This is a genomic window from Pseudomonas sp. G7(2022), assembly GCF_052660475.1.
The window spans coordinates 2,795,553-2,813,932 of record NZ_CP109659.1 but is presented as its reverse complement, the minus strand read 5'-3'; the positions used below and the strand labels follow the sequence as shown (position 1 = coordinate 2,813,932).

At 61.8% G+C, this 18,380-nt stretch carries 15 protein-coding genes; 6 read left to right on the top strand and 9 right to left on the bottom strand.

The window, feature by feature from the left end:
- Positions 1–178: 178 nt before the first annotated feature.
- The 4 genes from mgtA to NE357_RS12640 form a co-directional block, all read right to left on the bottom strand.
- The gene (gene mgtA, locus NE357_RS12655; RefSeq protein WP_169430138.1) at positions 179–3,775 is read right to left on the bottom strand and encodes a magnesium-translocating P-type ATPase; all 3,597 of its coding nucleotides are present in this window, start codon (positions 3,773–3,775) and stop codon (positions 179–181) included.
- 45 nt (positions 3,776–3,820) lie between these two features.
- Entirely contained in the window at positions 3,821–5,206 is a 1,386-nt protein-coding gene (locus NE357_RS12650; RefSeq protein ID WP_169430137.1) for an MBL fold metallo-hydrolase RNA specificity domain-containing protein, read from the bottom strand.
- Positions 5,207–5,303: 97 nt separating this feature from the next.
- The gene (locus NE357_RS12645; protein WP_169432627.1) at positions 5,304–6,224 is read right to left on the bottom strand and encodes a universal stress protein; all 921 of its coding nucleotides are present in this window, start codon (positions 6,222–6,224) and stop codon (positions 5,304–5,306) included.
- 72 nt (positions 6,225–6,296) lie between these two features.
- Positions 6,297–6,530 carry an Lpp/OprI family alanine-zipper lipoprotein gene (locus NE357_RS12640; RefSeq protein ID WP_169430136.1) on the bottom strand — a complete coding sequence of 78 codons (234 nt, stop codon included), beginning with the start codon at positions 6,528–6,530 and terminating at the stop codon, positions 6,297–6,299.
- Positions 6,531–6,753: 223 nt separating this feature from the next.
- On the opposite strand from NE357_RS12640, the gene NE357_RS12635 reads away from it, so the two are divergent.
- From NE357_RS12635 to NE357_RS12625, 3 genes are read left to right on the top strand one after another with little or no spacing between them, the layout of a single operon-like run.
- Entirely contained in the window at positions 6,754–7,401 is a 648-nt protein-coding gene (locus NE357_RS12635) for a BON domain-containing protein (RefSeq protein WP_169430135.1), read from the top strand.
- Positions 7,402–7,423: 22 nt separating this feature from the next.
- The gene (gene ftsH, locus NE357_RS12630; protein ID WP_169430134.1) at positions 7,424–9,265 is read left to right on the top strand and encodes an ATP-dependent zinc metalloprotease FtsH; all 1,842 of its coding nucleotides are present in this window, start codon (positions 7,424–7,426) and stop codon (positions 9,263–9,265) included.
- Positions 9,266–9,281: 16 nt separating this feature from the next.
- Positions 9,282–9,707 carry a potassium channel family protein gene (locus NE357_RS12625; protein WP_169430133.1) on the top strand — a complete coding sequence of 142 codons (426 nt, stop codon included), beginning with the start codon at positions 9,282–9,284 and terminating at the stop codon, positions 9,705–9,707.
- Between the two features lie 4 nt (positions 9,708–9,711).
- On the opposite strand, the gene NE357_RS12620 is transcribed toward NE357_RS12625, so the two are convergent.
- Positions 9,712–12,087, bottom strand: a complete 2,376-nt coding sequence (locus NE357_RS12620) for a phosphoketolase family protein (RefSeq protein ID WP_169430132.1) — start codon at positions 12,085–12,087, stop codon at positions 9,712–9,714.
- A gap of 244 nt (positions 12,088–12,331) precedes the next feature.
- Here NE357_RS12620 and fnr point away from each other — a divergent pair, with 244 nt between their 5' ends.
- Together fnr and NE357_RS12610 are read left to right on the top strand one after the other, a co-directional pair.
- Positions 12,332–13,078, top strand: coding sequence for a fumarate/nitrate reduction transcriptional regulator Fnr (gene fnr, locus NE357_RS12615; RefSeq protein ID WP_169430131.1), 747 nt, complete (start codon positions 12,332–12,334; stop codon positions 13,076–13,078).
- Between the two features lie 24 nt (positions 13,079–13,102).
- Positions 13,103–14,086 (top strand): zinc-dependent alcohol dehydrogenase family protein, encoded by a 984-nt coding sequence (locus tag NE357_RS12610; RefSeq protein WP_169430130.1) that lies wholly within the window; start codon positions 13,103–13,105, stop codon positions 14,084–14,086.
- On the opposite strand, the gene NE357_RS12605 is transcribed toward NE357_RS12610, so the two are convergent.
- Positions 14,076–14,987, bottom strand: a complete 912-nt coding sequence (locus NE357_RS12605; protein ID WP_169430129.1) for a universal stress protein — start codon at positions 14,985–14,987, stop codon at positions 14,076–14,078. The genes NE357_RS12610 and NE357_RS12605 overlap by 11 nt on opposite strands.
- A gap of 225 nt (positions 14,988–15,212) precedes the next feature.
- Here NE357_RS12605 and NE357_RS12600 point away from each other — a divergent pair, with 225 nt between their 5' ends.
- Positions 15,213–15,776, top strand: a complete 564-nt coding sequence (locus tag NE357_RS12600; protein ID WP_169430128.1) for a GNAT family N-acetyltransferase — start codon at positions 15,213–15,215, stop codon at positions 15,774–15,776.
- Between the two features lie 52 nt (positions 15,777–15,828).
- Here the strand turns inward: NE357_RS12600 and NE357_RS12595 are convergent, their stop codons facing one another.
- The 3 genes from NE357_RS12595 to NE357_RS12585 form a co-directional block, all read right to left on the bottom strand.
- Positions 15,829–16,752, bottom strand: coding sequence for a universal stress protein (locus NE357_RS12595; protein WP_169430127.1), 924 nt, complete (start codon positions 16,750–16,752; stop codon positions 15,829–15,831).
- A gap of 126 nt (positions 16,753–16,878) precedes the next feature.
- Positions 16,879–18,117 (bottom strand): MgtC/SapB family protein, encoded by a 1,239-nt coding sequence (locus tag NE357_RS12590; RefSeq protein ID WP_169430126.1) that lies wholly within the window; start codon positions 18,115–18,117, stop codon positions 16,879–16,881.
- 30 nt (positions 18,118–18,147) lie between these two features.
- Positions 18,148–18,357, bottom strand: a complete 210-nt coding sequence (locus NE357_RS12585; protein WP_169430125.1) for a hypothetical protein — start codon at positions 18,355–18,357, stop codon at positions 18,148–18,150.
- Between the last annotated feature and the right edge of the window lie 23 nt (positions 18,358–18,380).

Sequence of the window (18,380 nt, the reverse complement as noted above, 5' to 3'; positions counted from 1 at the left end):
TCAAGCGCTACACCGACAACCTGCAAGTTACCGCTTCAGACGGTGTCGAATGCAATGTGCCGCCCTTCGAGTCGGTAGAGGTCGTGCGCCACGGTGCCACTCGCTGACGGCGATGACGTCAACGCTGGCGGATCGAGGTGCACACCCAAAGGTGCTCACGAGCTTCAATCTGCAGGGGTCAACCGATGACCGCACCGCCCCTCGCGCAGCGCTGTGGTGATCGTTGGCGGTGATAGAACACACGCTTCGCGCCTTCGGCGCATATCGTGTACAGCAGACTGATCGCCAGCACTGATGCCAGGATCGGCAACGGCAAGGGCGCCAACCCCAGCGAAGCGGCCATCGGACTGTACGGCAGTCCGATGGCCAGCAGCCCCACCGCCAAGGCACTGACCATCAGTAGCGTCGCCGGGCGACTGCGATAGAACGGTTTGTAGGTGCGCACAATGAAAATCGTCAGCAGCTGGGTCAGCAGCGACTCCACGAACCAGCCGCTGCGAAAAACCTCGGGCACCATCTGTGACAGCAGGTACAAAGCCGCGAACGTCATGAGGTCGAACAACGAGCTCACCAGCCCGAAGACCACCATGAAATTGCGGATCTGATTGATGTCCCAGCGATGCGGGGTACTTTGCCATTCCCGGTCAACGTTATCGCTGGCGATACCCATGGAGGGGATGTCCGCCAGGAAGTTGTTGAGCAGGATCTGCTTGGCGAGCAGCGGCAGAAAGGGCAACGCCAGCGATGCGAGGGCCATGCTGATCATGTTGCCGAAGTTGGCGCTGGAAACGATGGAAATGTACTTCAAGGTGTTGGCAAACGTGTGCCGCCCCTCTTCGATGCCCTCACGCAGCACGTCCAGATCATGTTCCAGCAGCACGAAGTCGGCGGCCTGCTTGGCCACGTCGGCAGCGTTGTCCACGGAGATCCCGATGTCCGCCACTTGCAGCGCCGGGGCATCGTTGATTCCGTCGCCCATGTACCCCACCACATGACCGGTCTTCTGCAGAGCGCGGATGATGCGCTCCTTCTGATTGGGGTCGACTTCGGCGAACAGGGTCGTGCGCGCTGCCAGGTGCATCAGCGCCTCATCCTTCATCGCCGCCAGCTCGGCGCCGGTCATGATGCGCTCCACAGGCAGACCGACAGCCCGGCCGACATGCCGCACCACCAGGTGGTTGTCGCCGCTGATGATTTTCACCTGCACGCCGAGCCTGTCGAGGGTGGCGATGGTTTCCGTGACGCCCGGTTCCGGCGGATCAAAGAACAACAGGAAACCGCGAAAGCTCATGTCTCGCTCATCCTCGCGGCCATAGTGCATCTGTTCCGGCAGCTCACGCGTGGCAAGTCCCAGGACGCGGAAGCCCTGCTCGCTCCACTCGCCGAAGCGTTGCGCGATCAGTGCCCGTTCAGCGCTGTCCAGTGCCAGGCTCTGGCCCCCACGCCGCACATGGGTACAGACTTGCAACACGTTGTCCAACGCTCCCTTGGTGATCATCAAGCGGGGAGCCGGCGACTTCTGGCTGACCACCACACTCAGGCGCTTGCGCACGAAGTCATAAGGGATTTCATCGATTTTCCGCACCCCGTCGTCCGTCCCCAGGTCTTTGCCCGCCAGGGTGATGGCATCGTCCATGGCATTGCGCATGCCGGTCTGCAGGCTCGCGTTGAGCACTGCCAGTTGCAGAACGCTCGGTGCCGCGATGCCTTCGACATCCATCGCTGCGTCCAGAACAACCACCCCACGGGTCAGGGTTCCGGTCTTGTCGGTACACAGAATGTCGATGGTCCCGAGATTTTCAATGGCATTGAGGTGACGCACGATCACGCCCTTGCCGGCCATGCGCTGCGCACCTTTGGCCAGGGTGATACTGAGGATCGCCGGCAACAGTTCCGGCGACAGTCCGATGGACAGAGCAATCGCAAACATCAGCGTGTCGAGGGGTGGACGATGCAGCAGGATGTTGATGCCGAACACCACGATGGTGATCACCAGCATCACGCGCAGCAGCAGGCCGCCAAAGTGCCGCAGGCCTCGCTCGAACTCCGTTTCCGGAGGGCGTAACGCCAGGGTTCTGGCGATATGACCGATCTCACTGTCCTGGCCGTAGCGGGTCACCAGGACTTCGGCCGAACCGCTGCGCACCGAGGTGCCCATGAACACACAGTTGTGACGCTGCGCGAGGGTGGCTTCCGGGGCGCAGTCCCCCGGTGCTTTCTCCACCGGGTAGGTTTCGCCGGTCAGCAGGCTCTCGCCGATGAAACAATCGAGTGCCTGCAGGATACGACCGTCGGCCGCGATCAGGCTGCCGGCGCTGAGCACCAGAATGTCCCCGGGCACCACATCGCTGGCGGCCACATCCAGCAAGTGACCTTCTCGCCGCACGGTCGCGCGCAAGGCAATCTTGCTGCGCAACTGCTCAACCGCCCGGCTGGCACGATTCTCGTACCAGGCACTGAGCACCGCGCTGATCAGCACAATGCACCCGACGATTGCCGCATCCAGCCAGTCCCCCACCCACACGGCAATACCGGCGCCGGCGATCAGAATCAATACCAACGGCGTGCGCATCTGCTCCAGTACCAGCCTGCCCAGTCCTTGGGGTCGATCCTTGATTGGGGTCGGGGCTCGACGCCGTCGTGCCCTGGCTTGAGCGTGACTCAATCCTGCCGGCCCACTGTGCAAGGTACTGAACAATTGACTGACCGCCGGACTCCAGTAATCCGTGTTGGCCGCAGGGCCGTGCCCGTGGGCGGAGGAATGCCATTCCCGGTGCGCCAGCCAAAGACCGGGAAGCATCGGCAACCAGAACGTCAGGCCGCGAAACAGCAAGGTCGCAGAAAGCGCCACCGCTACATCGATACCGGCCCAGTGCATGGTGACGACGGCAGCCGCCTCGAACGCCCCAAGGCCTCCCGGCACGATGCCGATACTGCGCAAGACGCTGGCGAGCATGAAGCCTGCAAACAGGCCCAGAGGCGGTGCCGAAACACCCAGCGAGCGCACCAGAACCCACAGGGTTGTGCTGTCCAGAAGGATGATTGCCAGTTCCAGCAAGGTGATGCGCAACAGCAGAAGGTGGTTGCGCACCAGGCGCCGGTCCGCGCCGGTCAGCAAGGCAAGGCTTCTGGCAACGATCGCCAACCGTTGGCCGGGCACATGTGTCGTCAGTCGTGCATTACCCGCCAGACCCGGAGTGACAATCGCCAGCAGCAGGCTGAATGCGACGAAGATCACGCAGGTGGTCAGCACGGCCGTCGTGCCGTGCCCCTGAACAATGATGACCGGCAACGCCAGGCCCACTGACAAGGCATAGGCCAGAAAATACCCCGACAGGTCCAGTACCAGACACGCCAGCACCACCGGCCTGGCAAAGCCCAGACGAACAAACGAGGCCACGACAGCGAACGCCCCGCTGATCCCGGAGGATGGCAGCGCCTGGTCGACAAACAGCTTCATCACGCTGAGCTTGCCCGCGACCCACAGGGACAGGTCCTGGCCTGCGGCCTTGAGCACTACGCGAAACACCTGGCCCTGGGCAACGTATGTCAGGGCCTGCAGAACGAAAGCAACGATGAGCCATTGCGGCTGCGCCTGCGTCAGCAAGCGGCTGAAGGACTCGACATCGGTAAAATGCAGAGCAACCGCTACCACCGTCGCAAACATCGCGGCGCCCAGCAGCCAGGTCAGCCACAGGGCCGACCGGCTGTAATGCCGGTCAAGTTCCAGTGCAGGCCGCCGGTGGATCTCTGAAACGGGCGGTTTTAACGCCATGCCGTGCCCCTGCGCATTCATTCGCGTAACGGTTTCGTCTGCCCGTCAGGCCTTGTCTGGCGTATCACCGACAGCGGCCAGTTCGACGCTGTCGCGGTACTCCGGCACCGACACCGACCAGCCCAGCTCCAGACTGATGCGCCGGCGCAGTACGTCCGATGCATTGGGTTCGCCGTGTACCACGAAGGTGTGTTTCGGCGGGCGCTTGAAGCCGCGCAGCCATTGCATGATTTCATCGGCATCGGCATGCGCCGACAGGGTCTGCATCGGCACCACCTCGGCACGGATCGGGACCTCCTGGCCGTGAATGCGCACCGAAGGGGCTCCTGCCACGATCTGTGCACCACGGGTACCACCCGCCTGAAAGCCCGGCATCAGCAGCGAGTTCGACGGGTTGGGTGCCAACGCCTTGAGGTGGTGCAGCACCCGCCCGCCCGTGGCCATGCCGCTGGCAGCGATGATCACCGCCGGCGTGCGCTGCCTGTCCAGTTCGATCGACTCGTCGGTCGAACGCACAAAATGCGTCCCGCTGCACATCCCTTCGCAGCTTTGCGGCGACAACCGGTGTTCGCTGCGAAAGCGCTGGTACAAACGCGTGACATCCGTAGCCATCGGGCTGTTGAGATAGATCGGCAGATCGGGGATCGCATGCTGCTGCTTGAGGCGGTACAAGTGGTACATCAACAATTGCGCCCGGCCCACCGCAAATGAAGGCACCAGGGTAATACCGTGACGCAGCGCCGTACGATTGATCACGTCGGCTAATTGGTGCTCCGGGTCCTCGTCTGGATGCTTGCGATCACCGTAGGTCGATTCCACCAGCAGATAATCCGCCTGCTCGATGGTTTCAGGGGCAAACATCAACGGGTCTTCAGGGCGCCCGAGATCGCCGGAACACACCAGTGTCACCCCGTCAGCGACCACTTCCACGGTGCTGGCCCCCAGAATATGACCGGCCCCGCGCAACAGGACGCTCAGGCCAGGGACGATTTCGACCCGATGGTGCCACTCGATCGGGTGCAACAGTTTCAACGTCTGCTCGGCGTCCTGCTCGGTGTACAGCGGCAATGCCGGCGAGTGTTTGGAGAAACCGTGCCGATTGGCGAAACCGGCCTCCTCTTCCTGCAGGCGGCCGCTGTCAAGCAAGAGGATTTTCACCAGCTCACAGGTCGCCTCTGTCGCATAGATCGGCCCTCGATAGCCGTTGCGCACCAGTACCGGCAGGTAGCCGCTGTGATCGAGATGGGCATGGGTCAGGACAATCGCGTCCAGATCCTGCACAGGTAACTGAAAAGGGTCCCGGTTGTGCAGACGCAATTGCTTGTAGCCCTGAAACAGGCCGCAGTCGATCAATACATGCCGATCCCTGTGATCCAGCAGATACTTGCTACCGGTGACGGTGCCGGCCGCACCCAGAAAAGTGATTCGCATGGCCAATTCCCCAGCCTCGACAAGAGCGTCATTGATCGCTCTTTTTGCCTCGCTGCCCTTTGATTTTTATCAACTGCTCCCCTGACTGGCGCTGCCATCAGTCGAAACCGGACGTGGGTTTGACGATCATCAGGCTGCACGGTGCCCGGTTCGTCAACGTTTCGACCGTACTGCCGACAGAACCATCGACATCGCGGTGATAGGCCGAACCCAGCACCAGCATGTCGAAAGCGTTCTGGCGGGCGAACAGTTCGATCACCTTGTGGGGAATGCCGGTCAGTTGATGCCGGCACGGTTTGCCGATGGCGTAGCGTTCGGCAAGCGCATCGAATGCCTCTTGCTGGGTATCGGTGATCGCCTCGCACAAGCTGTGGTCCAGACTCAATGTCGGCACACTCATCGCAGCGTCCCCCAGCACCGACCAGTTACAGACATTCAACAGGTGCAACGTCGCCCCGGTTGCGTCCGCCAGGGTGGTAGCCAGATCGAGAATCCGGTCATTGAGGCCCTGGGTCAGCTCTTCCAGATGAGAAAGGTCGACGGCTGCCAGTATTTTCGCAGGCATGGAGTTCGCGTTTTCGCTCACCAGGTGCAGATGAGCCGGGCAATCGCGCAGCAATACCCAGTCCAGCGGCCGGTGAAAGGCACGCTCGAGTGCCGGCACATAGTGCATGTCCTTGATCACCAGATCGGCATGGAAGTCATTGATGTATTCGAGCACATGGGCGGGCGTGGTCCTGGCCCACACCACTTCGGTGCTGACGGGCAGTCGGGCGCTGCGCTGAAATCGCGCTTGCTGTTCCAGCCACTGCCGATGCACTTGCAGGTAGCCCTCCCGTGCCTGCGCCATCGCATTCGGGTCAAAGAGCCCCGCCACCGCCAGCGCCTGGACATAATCGAATGCCACGATGTGCAAAAGCGCTCCGGTTGCCCTGGCCAGCGCCTGAGCCCGCTCGAAGGCCGGTGAACGGTTCATCTCGGGGGGAGCAATCAACAAAATACGTTTGAGTTTGAGCATCACTTTCTCCGGCAATGCCTGGCCGGTCCCTGCCAGCCTCACGTCCCTGTTCCGACTCACGGATGATCTCGATTACTTGCGTGCCGCTTTTTCGGCTATGCGTCTTGCGCGCTCATACGCCTCTTGCGCCGCTCGCTGCGCCTGCTCTGCCTTGAGCAACGCCTCATCGGCCCGAAGCCTGGCGGTTGCGGCATTGTCCTCGGCGGACTCCAGTCGAGCGTCGAACTCTTCGGTCTGGCGATGACCGCAACCGCCAGTCGCCGCCACCAGCACACCGAGCACGACAATGACCAAGCGCCTGTTCATGGTTTTCTCCTCGATGGATCAATGCTGAAGATCGTGTCGGTTTGAGTATCTGGCGTTGGCCGCCGCCGGCTCTGATCTTTGTCAAACAAATCGCTCGCTTGCGGCCGCTGCAGCCCGAACAGCCATTGTTGATATTCCTCAACGAAATTTTGTCGCTCAGGCGTAGAAAAAAAACACTGGGCACCTGTTCCCTGCCCTCTCACATCGCCACGAGGAGACCGTCATGAACGACTTGAGCCTGCGCAAATGCATTCTGGAGGAACTCGAATTCCAGCCTGAAATCGACGCTGCCAACATTGGTGTGTCCGTGGAGGATGGCGTGGTCACGTTGACGGGGCATGTCAAAAGCTACGCTCAGAAAGTCAGCGCAGAACGTGCGGTAAAACGGGTCAGGGGCGTACGTGCGCTGGCCGAAGAAATCGAAGTCAGGCTCGAGAGAAATGCCGGTACCGCAGACGACACCATCGCCAGCCGCGCGTTGAAAATCATCCACTGGAGTTCCGACGTACCCGAGGGCGATATCAAGGTCATCGTGCAGGGCGGGCGGATCACGCTGGAAGGCGAAGTCGACTGGCAATACCAGAAGGAAACCGTCGAGCGCTCGGTACGCAAGCTCACGGGCGTCACCGCCGTGAACAATTGCCTGACCCTGCGTCCGCGACTGGACGTCTTCGATATCCAGCAACGCATCGAAGCCGCGCTCAAACGCAATGCCGAAGTCGAAGCCAAGGATATTCGCGTCAAGGTCGAAGGCGATGTGGTGACGCTTGAAGGCCGGGTTCACCTGTGGCGTGAACGGCAGATCGCCGAGCGCGCCGCCTGGTCGGTGCCCGGCGTCAGTCGGGTCGAGGACCATCTGCTGCTGGCATAAACCTCCTCGTCGAGCCATGACCATGAAAAACAATCACCCGTGGAACCTGTCGTATTTCCTGATCGCTTTTGTGGTGCTGGCCCTTGTGCAGTTTCTGTTCGCCGAACGCCATGCCGTGCAAAACATTCCGTACAGTCAGTTCCTGCAGTTGGTGAACGAGCAAAAGGTCAGTGATCTGCGGGTCGAGAAAGACCAGATCAGCGGCAAGTTGCGCGAACCCGTCGATGGCCGTGAACTGTTCACCACGGTGCGGGTGGATTCGACGCTGGCCACGGACCTGGTGCATTCGGGGGTGACGTTCAGCGGCGTCAATGAGAACACCCTGCTCAGCGGGCTGCTGGGCTGGTTGATGCCACTGATCCTGATCATGGTGGTCTGGCACTTTGCGTTGCGCGGTTTCGCTGAAAAACAGGGGCTGGGCGGCCTGATGAATATCGGAAAATCCCGGGCCAAAGTGTTTGTCGAGCGGGATACCGGCGTCACCTTCGCCGACGTTGCCGGGATCGAGGAAGCCAAGCTCGAACTGATGGAGATCGTTTCGTTCCTGAAGGACAAGGCCCGTTATGCCCGCCTCGGCGCGCACGTTCCCAAGGGTACGCTGCTGGTCGGTCCACCCGGTACCGGCAAGACGCTGGTGGCCAAAGCCATTGCCGGCGAGGCTGGCGTACCGTTTTTCTCGATCTCCGGTTCTGAGTTCGTGGAGATGTTCGTCGGCGTCGGTGCCGCGCGGGTCCACGATCTGTTCGAGCAGGCACGCCAGGCCGCGCCGTGCATCATCTTCATCGATGAACTGGATGCGCTGGGCAAGATGCGCGGCGCCGGTGCGTTCGGTGGCAATGACGAAAAGGAGCAGACCCTCAATCAACTGCTCTCGGAGCTGGATGGTTTCGATCCTCGGGAAGGCGTGGTGCTTCTGGCTGCAACCAATCGGCCGGAGGTTCTCGATCCGGCGCTGTTGCGCGCAGGGCGAATCGACCGGCAAGTGCTGATCGACCGCCCGGACCGCAAGGGCCGACAGGCGATTCTCAAGGTACACCTGCAGAAAATCACCGTGGCACCGAACATCGATAGCGAGCGTATCGCCGACATCACCACCGGTTTCACCGGCGCGGATCTGGCAAACCTGGTGAACGAGGCGGCCATTGTCGCGACGCGGCGCGGCGCCGACGAGGTCGACATCGTCGACTTCACCGCCGCCGTGGAACGGCTGATTGCCGGCGTCGAGCGCAAAAGCAGTGTGCTGCGCCCTGAGGAACGCCGGGTAGTGGCTTATCACGAAATGGGCCACGCGCTGGCCGCCAGCCATTTGCCGGCCATGGATCCGGTACACAAAGTCTCGATCGTGCCACGCGCTATCGGCTCACTCGGGTATACCTTGCAGCGACCGACCGAAGACCGCTTTCTGATCAGTTGCCAGATGCTCAAGGACCGCATGGTCGTGCTGATGGCAGGACGGGCTGCGGAATTCCTCGTGATCGGGGAGATTTCCACCGGCGCCGCCGATGACCTGACCCACGCCACGGACATCGCCCGGCAGTTGGTCACCCGCTTTGGCATGAGCCGCGAACTCGGCCAGGCCGTTCTGGAGCGGCGCAACGCGACCTGGCTCGGCGAACGCGTGCCGGGGCCCGGCGAAAAAGACTATTCGGAACAGACCGCGCGGGAAATCGACTTGGCCATTCGCGCCCTGCTGGACGAAGCCTGGCAGCGCGCCAAAGCGCTGCTCGAAAGGTTGCGGCCCGACCTGGATGCCGGCGCCCGCCTCTTGCTGCAAAAGGAAACCCTGACCCCCGAGGAATTCGCCCCGCTACGGCCCCTGCAGCCGGTTGCGCAACCTGTGCGGACTGACACGGCACCGTCCTGAACCGGGAGGCTGGTCAATGCTGGCAGTCACGCTGATCAACACGCTGGTGGTGATCGTCGCCGTAGTCATTCACTACGAATGCTTGCTGCGTCTGAACGATTGGTTGCCGCGCCTGAAACTGTGGCGCCGATTCAGGATTGTCGTCGGCGTGTTTGGCAGCCTGCTGGCCCATGCCATTGAAGTCTGGGCATTTGCCCTGGCGTATTACCTGATGGCGCATTCCGGTAAATGGGGCTATCTGACAGGCAACTTCGACGGCACCTTCATGGACTGCGTGTACTTCTCCTTCACCACCTACACGACCATCGGTTTCGGTGACATTTCCCCGGTCGGCCACCTCAAATACCTGACCGGCCTGGAGGCGCTGACCGGTCTGGTCCTCATTACCTGGACCGCCTCGTTTCTGTTCCTCGAAATGCAGAAATACTGGAAGAGCAAGTAGCCGCTCACGGGGATGACGGAGGCGTCCACTGCCAGTTACGCACCTCGGGCAGGTCCTCGCCATGCTCGATGAGATAGAGCTTGTGCCGCTCCATTTGCGACCAGTAGCGCGCCCGTGCTTCATGTACCTGGTCCTGCAACCGCGGCACGCGCTCGAACACATCGAGCATCAACCGATAGCGATCCAGACTGTTGATCACGGCCATGTCGAACGGGGTGGTGGTCGCGCCCTCCTCCTTGAAGCCACGGACATGGAAATTGTCATGACTGGCACGTTTATAGAGCAACCGGTGAACCAGTGCCGGGTAACCGTGGAAGGCGAAGATCACCGGTTTGTCGACGGTAAACAACGTGTCGAATGCACTGTCCGACAAGCCGTGAGGATGCTGATACGACGGTTGCAGCACCATCAGGTCCACGACATTGATCACCCGCACCCGCAGGTCCGGCACGCAGTCGCGCAACAGGGTCACCGCGGCCAGGGTTTCCAGGGTCGGTACGTCTCCGGCGCAGGCCATGACCACGTCCGGTGCCTGGTCGTCGCGGCAGGCCCAGGCCCAGCGACCGATACCGGCCTGGCAATGGCGTTGCGCCGCGTCGATGTCCAGCCACTGCCATTCCGGTTGTTTGCCGGCCACTATGACGTTGATGTAATGGCGGCTGCGCAGGCAATGGTCGGCCACCGACAGCAGGCAATTGGCGTCCGGCGGCAGGTAGATCCGCGCGATGTCGGACTTTTTGTTCGCCAGCAGATCGATGAACCCCGGGTCCTGATGCGAAAAACCGTTGTGGTCCTGGCGCCACACATGGGAGGTGAGCAGATAGTTGAGCGACGCCACCGGTTTGCGCCACGGTACTTCGGCAGCGGTCTTGAGCCACTTGGCGTGCTGATTGACCATCGAATCGACGATATGGATGAACGCCTCATAGCAGGACAGCAAGCCGTGGCGGCCGGTCAGCAGATAACCCTCCAGCCAGCCCTCGCACACCTGCTCGCTGAGTATTTCCATGACCCGGCCATCGGCACTCAGGTTCAAATCGTCAGGCTCCAGCGGATCAAGCCAGGTCTTGCCGGTGACTTCGTACACCGCATCGAGACGATTGGAGGCGGTTTCATCTGGGCCGAACAAGCGAAAATTGCGGGTCGCCAGGCTGTTCTTCATCACCTCGCGCAGGTACGTCCCCAGTACCCGCGTGGCCTCGGCACGTACACTGCCGGGGGTGTCGAGCGGTACGGCGAAGTCGGCAAACCGGGGCAAATCCAGTGGCCGCAGCAACAGCCCGCCATTCCCGTGGGGATTGGCGCTCATGCGCCGATGGCCCGTGGGCGCGAGCGCCGCGATCTCCGGCATCAGCGTCCCCTGGGCGTCAAACAGCTCTTCGGGACGATAACTGCTCAACCACGCTTCCAGCTGTTGCAGGTGAACCGGCTGGCTGAAGTCGGCCAGCGGCACCTGATGCGCACGCCAGGTGCCTTCGACGCGGTGACCATCGACAAACTGTGGCCCGGTCCAGCCCTTGGGCGTGCGCAATATCAGCACCGGCCAGACGGGTCTGTGCGCCACGGCATGGGCCGGCCGCCGACGCGCGTCACGCTGGATCCGGCGAATCTTCAGCAGCATCGTATCCAGGGTCTGCGCCAGCACCTGATGCACCTGCATCGGATCATCGCCTTCGACGAAGTACGGATCGTAGCCATAGCCGCGCATCAGCGCCGACAGTTCGTCCTCGGGGATTCGGGACAGCACCGTGGGGTTGGCGATCTTGTAGCCATTGAGGTGCAGGATCGGCAGCACCGCCCCGTCACGCACCGGGTTGAGAAACTTGTTTGAATGCCAGCTGGCGGCCAGCGTACCGGTTTCAGCTTCGCCGTCGCCGATCACGCACGCGACGATCAGATCAGGGTTGTCGAACGCTGCACCATAGGCGTGCGCCAGGCTGTAACCGAGTTCACCGCCTTCGTGGATGGAACCGGGAATCTGCGCCGACACATGGCTGGAGAGGCCATACGGCCAGGAAAACTGCCGAAACAGACGCAACAGGCCATTGGCATTGCGCTCGACCGTCGGACAGACCTCGGTGTAAGTGCCTTCCAGATACGTCTGCGCCACCACCGCCGGCCCGCCATGACCGGGGCCGGCAACGAACAGCATGTTCAGGTCATAGGTGGTGATCAACCGGTTGAGATGGGTGTAGATCAGGTTCAGCCCCGGTGTCGTCCCCCAGTGTCCCAACAAACGCGGCTTGATATGGCTGCGACGCAGCGGCATCGCGAGCAACGGGTTGTCCTTGAGGTAAATCTGCCCGACGGCCAGGTAATTACTCGCCCGCCAGTAAGCGTCCAGACCTTCCACTTGCTCTGCACTGAGAAACTCGCTCATGAGATTGCCCGCCGTGGCCGTTCAACAACTGTTCATCGATTCTGGAGACCTGAAACCCGCAAGACTTGATCTAGATCAAGCGTCGCCCTCTGCGAAAACGGTCATTGGGTCACCTGTCCGCAAGCGCTGTAGATGATGGGTGACATATTCCATTGGTCGTTTTTTACCTTTGCCGACGCCGGTTTGAGTGCCGACGAGAGCCTGGCGACTATGCTTACAACACAACGTGATGGGGATCACATTCATGCCCGATACAAAACCACTGCAATTTCGTCAGCTCAAGTCTGCCTGCTCCAACTGCAGTGTGTTGGAACTGTGTTTGCCGATCGGCCTGTCCGGGCAAGAGGTAGAGCGGCTGGATGCGCTGATCGTGCAGCGTTTCAAGGTCAGGAAAGGCGCGGCACTTTATCGCGAGGGTGATCCGCTGCGATCCCTGTATGCCGTTCGCCTGGGGTCATTCAAGACCAACGTGCTGTCCGTCGACGGGCGCGAACAGGTCACCGGGTTTCAAATGCCGGGAGAAATGCTCGGCCTGGACGCCATCAGCACTGACGCGCACGCCTGTAACGCCTTCGCGCTGGAAGACAGCGAAGTCTGCCCGATCCATTTCACCCATCTGGAAAAACTGGCGCAGCAACTGCCCTCGCTGCAGCACAACCTGACCAAGCTGCTGAGCCGGGAAATCGTGCGCGACCACGACATGCTCATGTTGCTCGGTACGATGAACTCCGACGAACGCCTCGCGGCCTTCCTGCTGAACCTGTCGCAACGCTTGAACCAGCGCGGCTACTCGGCGAAAAACTTCGTACTGAAAATGCGCCGCGAGGAAATCGGCTCGTACCTGGGATTGCGCCTGGAAACCATCTGCCGGGGCATCGCGCACCTGCGCGATCAGGGCCTGGTGGAAATCTCCGGGCGCGACGTGAAAATCCACAATCTGGAAGGGCTAAAACAGATGATCGCCGGTTGCCATCGCCCTACCTTGTGCTGATCCCGTCAAATCTGGAGCCTGCCTGTGCGCGCCATGGTTCTGCATTCGCCCGGACAGCCGCTGCAACGGGAAGATCGTCCGGTCCCGGTGCCCGGCGCACGGCAACTGCTGATCAAAGTCCTGGCCTGCGGCGTGTGCCGCACTGATTTGCACCTGCTCGACGGCGAACTGCCGCAAGCGGTGTTGCCACGGGTGCCAGGGCACGAAATCGTCGGTGAAGTCACCGCCGTGGGCGGCGACGTCGCCCCGGAGTGGATCGGGCGACGGGTCGGTGTTCCCTGGCTGGGCTGGACCTGTGGCGAATGCTCGTTCTGTCGCTCGGGCCGGGAAAACCTCTGCGATCAGGCGCAGTTCACCGGCTGTCAACTGGACGGCGGCTACGCCGAGTACACCGTTGCCGACTCGCGATTCTGCTTCCCGATTCCCGATACACTGAGCGACCAGCAGGCCGCGCCACTGCTGTGTGCCGGGCTGATCGGCTTTCGTGCGTTGCAAATGGCCCGTGACGCCCGACACCTGGGGCTGTACGGGTTTGGCGCGGCAGCCCACCTGGCGATCCAGATCGCCCGGGGTCGCCACCAACAGGTGTACGCCTTCACCCGGCCCGAGGATCACGAAAGCCAGGCCTATGCCCGCACGCTGGGGGCCGTATGGGCCGGTGGTTCGGATCAACTGCCGCCCCATCCGCTGGATGCCGGCCTGATTTTCGCCCCGGTCGGTGCGCTGGTGCCTATGGCGCTCTCGGCAACGGTCAAGGGAGGCTGCGTGATCTGCGCCGGTATCCACATGAGCGACATTCCCGCCTTCCCCTATCGTCTGCTCTGGGGCGAACGCAGCCTGCGCTCGGTAGCCAACCTGACCCGTGAGGACGGCACCGCGTTTTTCACCGAACTGCAACACACGCCGGTGCACTGCGACATCACCCGGTTTGCGCTGGATGACGCCAATCAGGCCCTGGCCTGTTTGCGCAGCGGCCGGTTCAACGGCGCCATCGTGCTCACCCCCTGATGCTTTGCCGCACCGCGAGAATACTGCCCGGCACGCTGTACAGCGCCCGCTCGGTGTTGCTGCCGATCAAGCGGTCGATACCCACCCGGTGCACGGTGCCCATCACCACCACATCGGCCTGATACTGTTCGACAAACTCGCTGATCACCGGCACCGGCAACCCCATGACAAAGTGCCGGCGCTCCGGGGGCACGCCATAACGGTCGGCCAGACTGACGAAAGCCATGTGCAACGCCTGGCGCAACTCTTCGGCAAAATCCACGCCCCAGCCGCCACCGACCAGCGGCGCGTCGCCGTTGAACGCAGCCGACAAATCGTAGGCATACAGCAGGTGCAGCGGCGCATCGCACTGCAAGGCCAGGGCATTGGCAGTTTGAATGATGGTGTCGTTCAGGCCGCTGATCTGCGTGGCCGGATCAAACGGATCGACCGCGGCCACCACACGGTGCGGCACCCCGTAACGCGCCTGATTCACCAGGTGCACCGGCACCGCGCACTCGCGCAGCAAGTGGCAATCGAGCGGCGTGATGAACACGCGCTTGAGCGCCGGTTCCAGGGTGACGTCCTTGATCAGCAGATCCGGCTTGAGGTCTTCGACGGCGCGCAGGATGTCCGCCAGCGGGTGCGTGGTGAACACGACCTCGACGGTGGCCTCGATGCCCAGGTCGCCCAGACGCTGTTCTTCATCCGCGACCCAGCGGCGATAGCGACGCAAATAGCGCTGGTAGCTGGCGTCGTCGGTTTTCTCTTCCCACACATGCACCACCGGCACGGGATCGGCAAACGCTCGCACATGCAATACCGCGCCACACGTCTTGGCCAGCGCCACGGCGCGTGTCATCGCCGCAGACGGATGCAGGTTCGGGTCGGCGATCAGTAATAAACGTTGATATTGGCCCATCACACACCTCGGTTCGGACATATTCACCCATGCCAATGAGCCAAGACTGCGCCTGCCATGCCCATGGCCGGGTTGATTTACATCAGAAAGGCGCAAATCAGCGCCACACATCGACGGTCTCTGATCCAGATCAGATTCCGGTCGCGCCAGCGGCGTAGAAAGGACTCAACCGCGAGGTGCATCACCCCGCGCCAACCTGAGAAAAAGCGCCAGGAGGACCACCCCATGCTCACTGTCAAAGACCACAACGAACGCGCTGCTGCGGCCTATGCCGCGGTGTCCGGGCAATACTGGATCGAAGCACTCAAGGATGGTCGCCACATTCTGATCCGCCCATTGGCGCAAAAGGATCGCGAGCGCGAATACGCCTTCATCAAGCGGCTCTCTCCCGAGTCACGGCACATGCGTTTTCTCGCGCAGATCAACGAGCCGGGCAAGGCGATGCTCGACCAGTTGATGGACACCGATAACAAAAAGCGCATGGCTTACATCGCTCTGGTGCACGAAAACGGCCAACTCATCGAAATCGGCGTCAGCCGCTATGCCGCCACTGACGAACACGAATGTGAATGCGCCGTGACCGTCGCCGATGAATGGCAGCACCTGGGGCTGGGGACCTTGTTGATGGAACACCTGATCAAGGCTGCCCGCCGCAACGGTTTTCATCGGATGTATTCGGTGGACGCGTCCAGCAATGCACCCATGCGCGACCTGGCCAGAGAGCTGGGTTTCGAGACGCACCATGACCCCGAAAGCAGCAGTCAGGTGATCCATAGTCTCCACCTGTAAAAAATCACCCCGCGATGTTCAGGCCAACGGTTCATCGCGGGGTGATCCAGCTTCAGCTCTGCGACTGCCCGCCCGGCTTGATCGCAAACACACTGCAGGGTGCGCGATGCAGGAGTTGCTCGGCGGTCGTGCCCAATAACTTGTTCAAGCCATTGTGCTGCACGGTGCCCATGACGATCACGTCCGTGTCATGTTGGCTGGCGAACTCGCAAATGTTCGGCACTGGCGCGCCCTCGATGAAATGGCGCCGCTGCACCTCAACCCCGTGACGCTCCGCCAGCGCGGCGAAGGCTTCATGTTGAGCCGTACCCAAGGATTCATAGAGCCCGGTCGCCAAGGGCAAGGCGCCCACACCCATGTCCGTTGCGTACACCGCAGCCCAGTCATACACATGGACCAGATCCAGGTCGGCGCCACACTGCTCGGCCAGCTTCACCGCCGCATCGATGATCTGATCGTTGAACACCAGATCCTGCTCCTCGCTGCGCAGCACATCGACGATGACCATGATATGGCGCGGCCGAGGGTGGCGGTCATTGGTCACCAGATGCACCGGCACCGGACAATCGCGCAGTAACTGCCAGTCCAGCGGGGTGAAGAACACGCGCTTGAGGGCCGACTCTTCCTGCGCATCCTTGATGATCAGCGCCAACGACTGTTCATGGACGAAATGCAGGATTTCCTCATAAGGGCGCTGCACCCAGAGCACCTCGCTGGTGACCTCGATACCATGCTTGCCCAAGTGTGCAGCCTGCTCCGCGAGCCAATCGCGATGGCGCTGCAGATAACTTTCCCGGGCCACGCTGATTTCTTCGGCGGCAAACAGCCCCGCCACTGCCAGCGCCTGCAAGTAATCGAACGCGACAATATGCAACGGCAACTGCATGACCTGCGCCAGTGCGCCGGCGCGTTCGAACGCCGGTGTGCGCGTCATGGCGGGGGGAGCGACCAACAATAAACGCTGAGTCTGTGACATGGGACACCTCGGCATGCAGCCATCTGAAAGAACACCAGTACAGATTGAGCCATGCAGCCGCAAGCCATTTGATCTTTGTCAGCTTTGGCTGTTCTGCCGGGCAAACCCGTAGATTCCAGACACGCTTCAATGCAGCAAGGTGCCCGCCCACATGGCCAGCGTCAGCAAAAGCTGGCCGGGAATGACATACGCAGCAAACCGCCGGCCGCCGCTGACCCAGGCCACCAGGCACTTGCTCAACGAATTGCTGCTGAAGGCAATCAGCGCTGGCGGGACGATGGCATCGACGGGCAACAGCCCGGCCCTGGCCAGAGACGCGATGGACGCGATGGACGAATGCGCGTCGGCAAAACCGCTGAAGGCTGCGGTCAGCATCACCCCGACCTGGCCAAGGTAGTTGAGCATTACCGATGACACGAGCGTGATGGCGGTCATGGTCAACGTCACGACCACGGCGAGCTTGAGATTGAACGCCCCCCCGCCCTCAAGGGGTTCGTCGGCACCTCCTTGCGACCCGGGAAACATCAGGCATGCGCCATACAACGCGGTGGTCGCCAGCCCGCAGCCCAGCGGTACCCACAGGCTGCGCAACAGCGAGGGGTCCACGGTACCGACAATCAGCGCCATCTGAATCACCGTGGCCAGGTTGGACACGATGGCGGCCGCCGCGAAGGTTCGCACCTGCCCGGGCGCCCTGGCGACGCGCTGCCCCATGGACGCGATGGTGACGGTACTGGAAACAAAACCGGAGGCAATGGCACTGATGGCATAGCCATAACGACTGCCCAGAATTCGCACGGCGATGTGCCCGATGGCCCCCACCAGCATCAGCAATACCGTCAGTGTGCAGAGGGTCCGCAGGTTGATCGCGTGATAAGGCCCGATGTAGCGGTCCGGCGCCAGCGGCAGGATGACCAGTGCCGCCACCAGCAGGACCAGACCGTCGCGCATTTCGGTCTCGGTCAACTGGCTGTTGGCAAAGTCATGCAGTTTTTCCCGGTACGCCAGCAACCCCGCCACCACCACGCCTGTCGCCACCGCCAACCCTGTAGCAGAACCGCACCAGGCGCCGAGCAGCAATACCGTGAGCAAAGCCACTTCGCTGGTGACGCCCGGGTCGTCGCTCAGGCTTCGCCAGTACGCCACGGTGATCAGCGCGGTCAGGCCGAGCGCCACAATCCCCAGCAGCAACGCGCCACCGACCTGCATCGCCACATACCCCAGCAACGCGGTGATGGCGAAAGTCCGCATGCCTGCAAAATCGCGGGTACTGTCGGTACCTTTGTGCCGCTCGCGCTCCAGTCCGATGAGCATACCGATGCCCAGCGCGGCCGCCGCGCCCGCCAGGTCGAGGGATTCATTCACGCTCTGCCCGCCTCTGCTGGCCGCAACCAGTCAACGCTTGCCGCCAACGGCCGCGCGGCGTCCATCGGGACGCCAGCCTTGCACCACCGGCTGCGGCCAGGGATGTGGTGCGTCGATTCGGGCCTGGAGCTGGTCGACGAATGCCCGGGCCTGCTCCAGGCTGTTGAAGCGCACTTGCAGCCGATCCATGTGCACCACCCAGCCATCGGGGCTGTGTCTCTGGATAATCTCGATTTTCATGGACGTCTCCGCAAACCGGACAT

What these genes read in the sequence shown, in the direction of transcription:
- mgtA (WP_169430138.1), bottom strand. Translation starts at nt 3,775, where the DNA reads ATGGCGTTAAAACCGCCCGTTTCAGAGATCCACCGGCGGCCTGCACTG.
- NE357_RS12650 (WP_169430137.1), bottom strand. Translation starts at nt 5,206, where the DNA reads ATGCGAATCACTTTTCTGGGTGCGGCCGGCACCGTCACCGGTAGCAAG.
- NE357_RS12645 (WP_169432627.1), bottom strand. Translation starts at nt 6,224, where the DNA reads ATGCTCAAACTCAAACGTATTTTGTTGATTGCTCCCCCCGAGATGAAC.
- NE357_RS12640 (WP_169430136.1), bottom strand. Translation starts at nt 6,530, where the DNA reads ATGAACAGGCGCTTGGTCATTGTCGTGCTCGGTGTGCTGGTGGCGGCG.
- NE357_RS12635 (WP_169430135.1), top strand. Translation starts at nt 6,754, where the DNA reads ATGAACGACTTGAGCCTGCGCAAATGCATTCTGGAGGAACTCGAATTC.
- ftsH (WP_169430134.1), top strand. Translation starts at nt 7,424, where the DNA reads ATGAAAAACAATCACCCGTGGAACCTGTCGTATTTCCTGATCGCTTTT.
- NE357_RS12625 (WP_169430133.1), top strand. Translation starts at nt 9,282, where the DNA reads ATGCTGGCAGTCACGCTGATCAACACGCTGGTGGTGATCGTCGCCGTA.
- NE357_RS12620 (WP_169430132.1), bottom strand. Translation starts at nt 12,087, where the DNA reads ATGAGCGAGTTTCTCAGTGCAGAGCAAGTGGAAGGTCTGGACGCTTAC.
- fnr (WP_169430131.1), top strand. Translation starts at nt 12,332, where the DNA reads ATGCCCGATACAAAACCACTGCAATTTCGTCAGCTCAAGTCTGCCTGC.
- NE357_RS12605 (WP_169430129.1), bottom strand. Translation starts at nt 14,987, where the DNA reads ATGGGCCAATATCAACGTTTATTACTGATCGCCGACCCGAACCTGCAT.
- NE357_RS12600 (WP_169430128.1), top strand. Translation starts at nt 15,213, where the DNA reads ATGCTCACTGTCAAAGACCACAACGAACGCGCTGCTGCGGCCTATGCC.
- NE357_RS12595 (WP_169430127.1), bottom strand. Translation starts at nt 16,752, where the DNA reads ATGTCACAGACTCAGCGTTTATTGTTGGTCGCTCCCCCCGCCATGACG.
- NE357_RS12585 (WP_169430125.1), bottom strand. Translation starts at nt 18,357, where the DNA reads ATGAAAATCGAGATTATCCAGAGACACAGCCCCGATGGCTGGGTGGTG.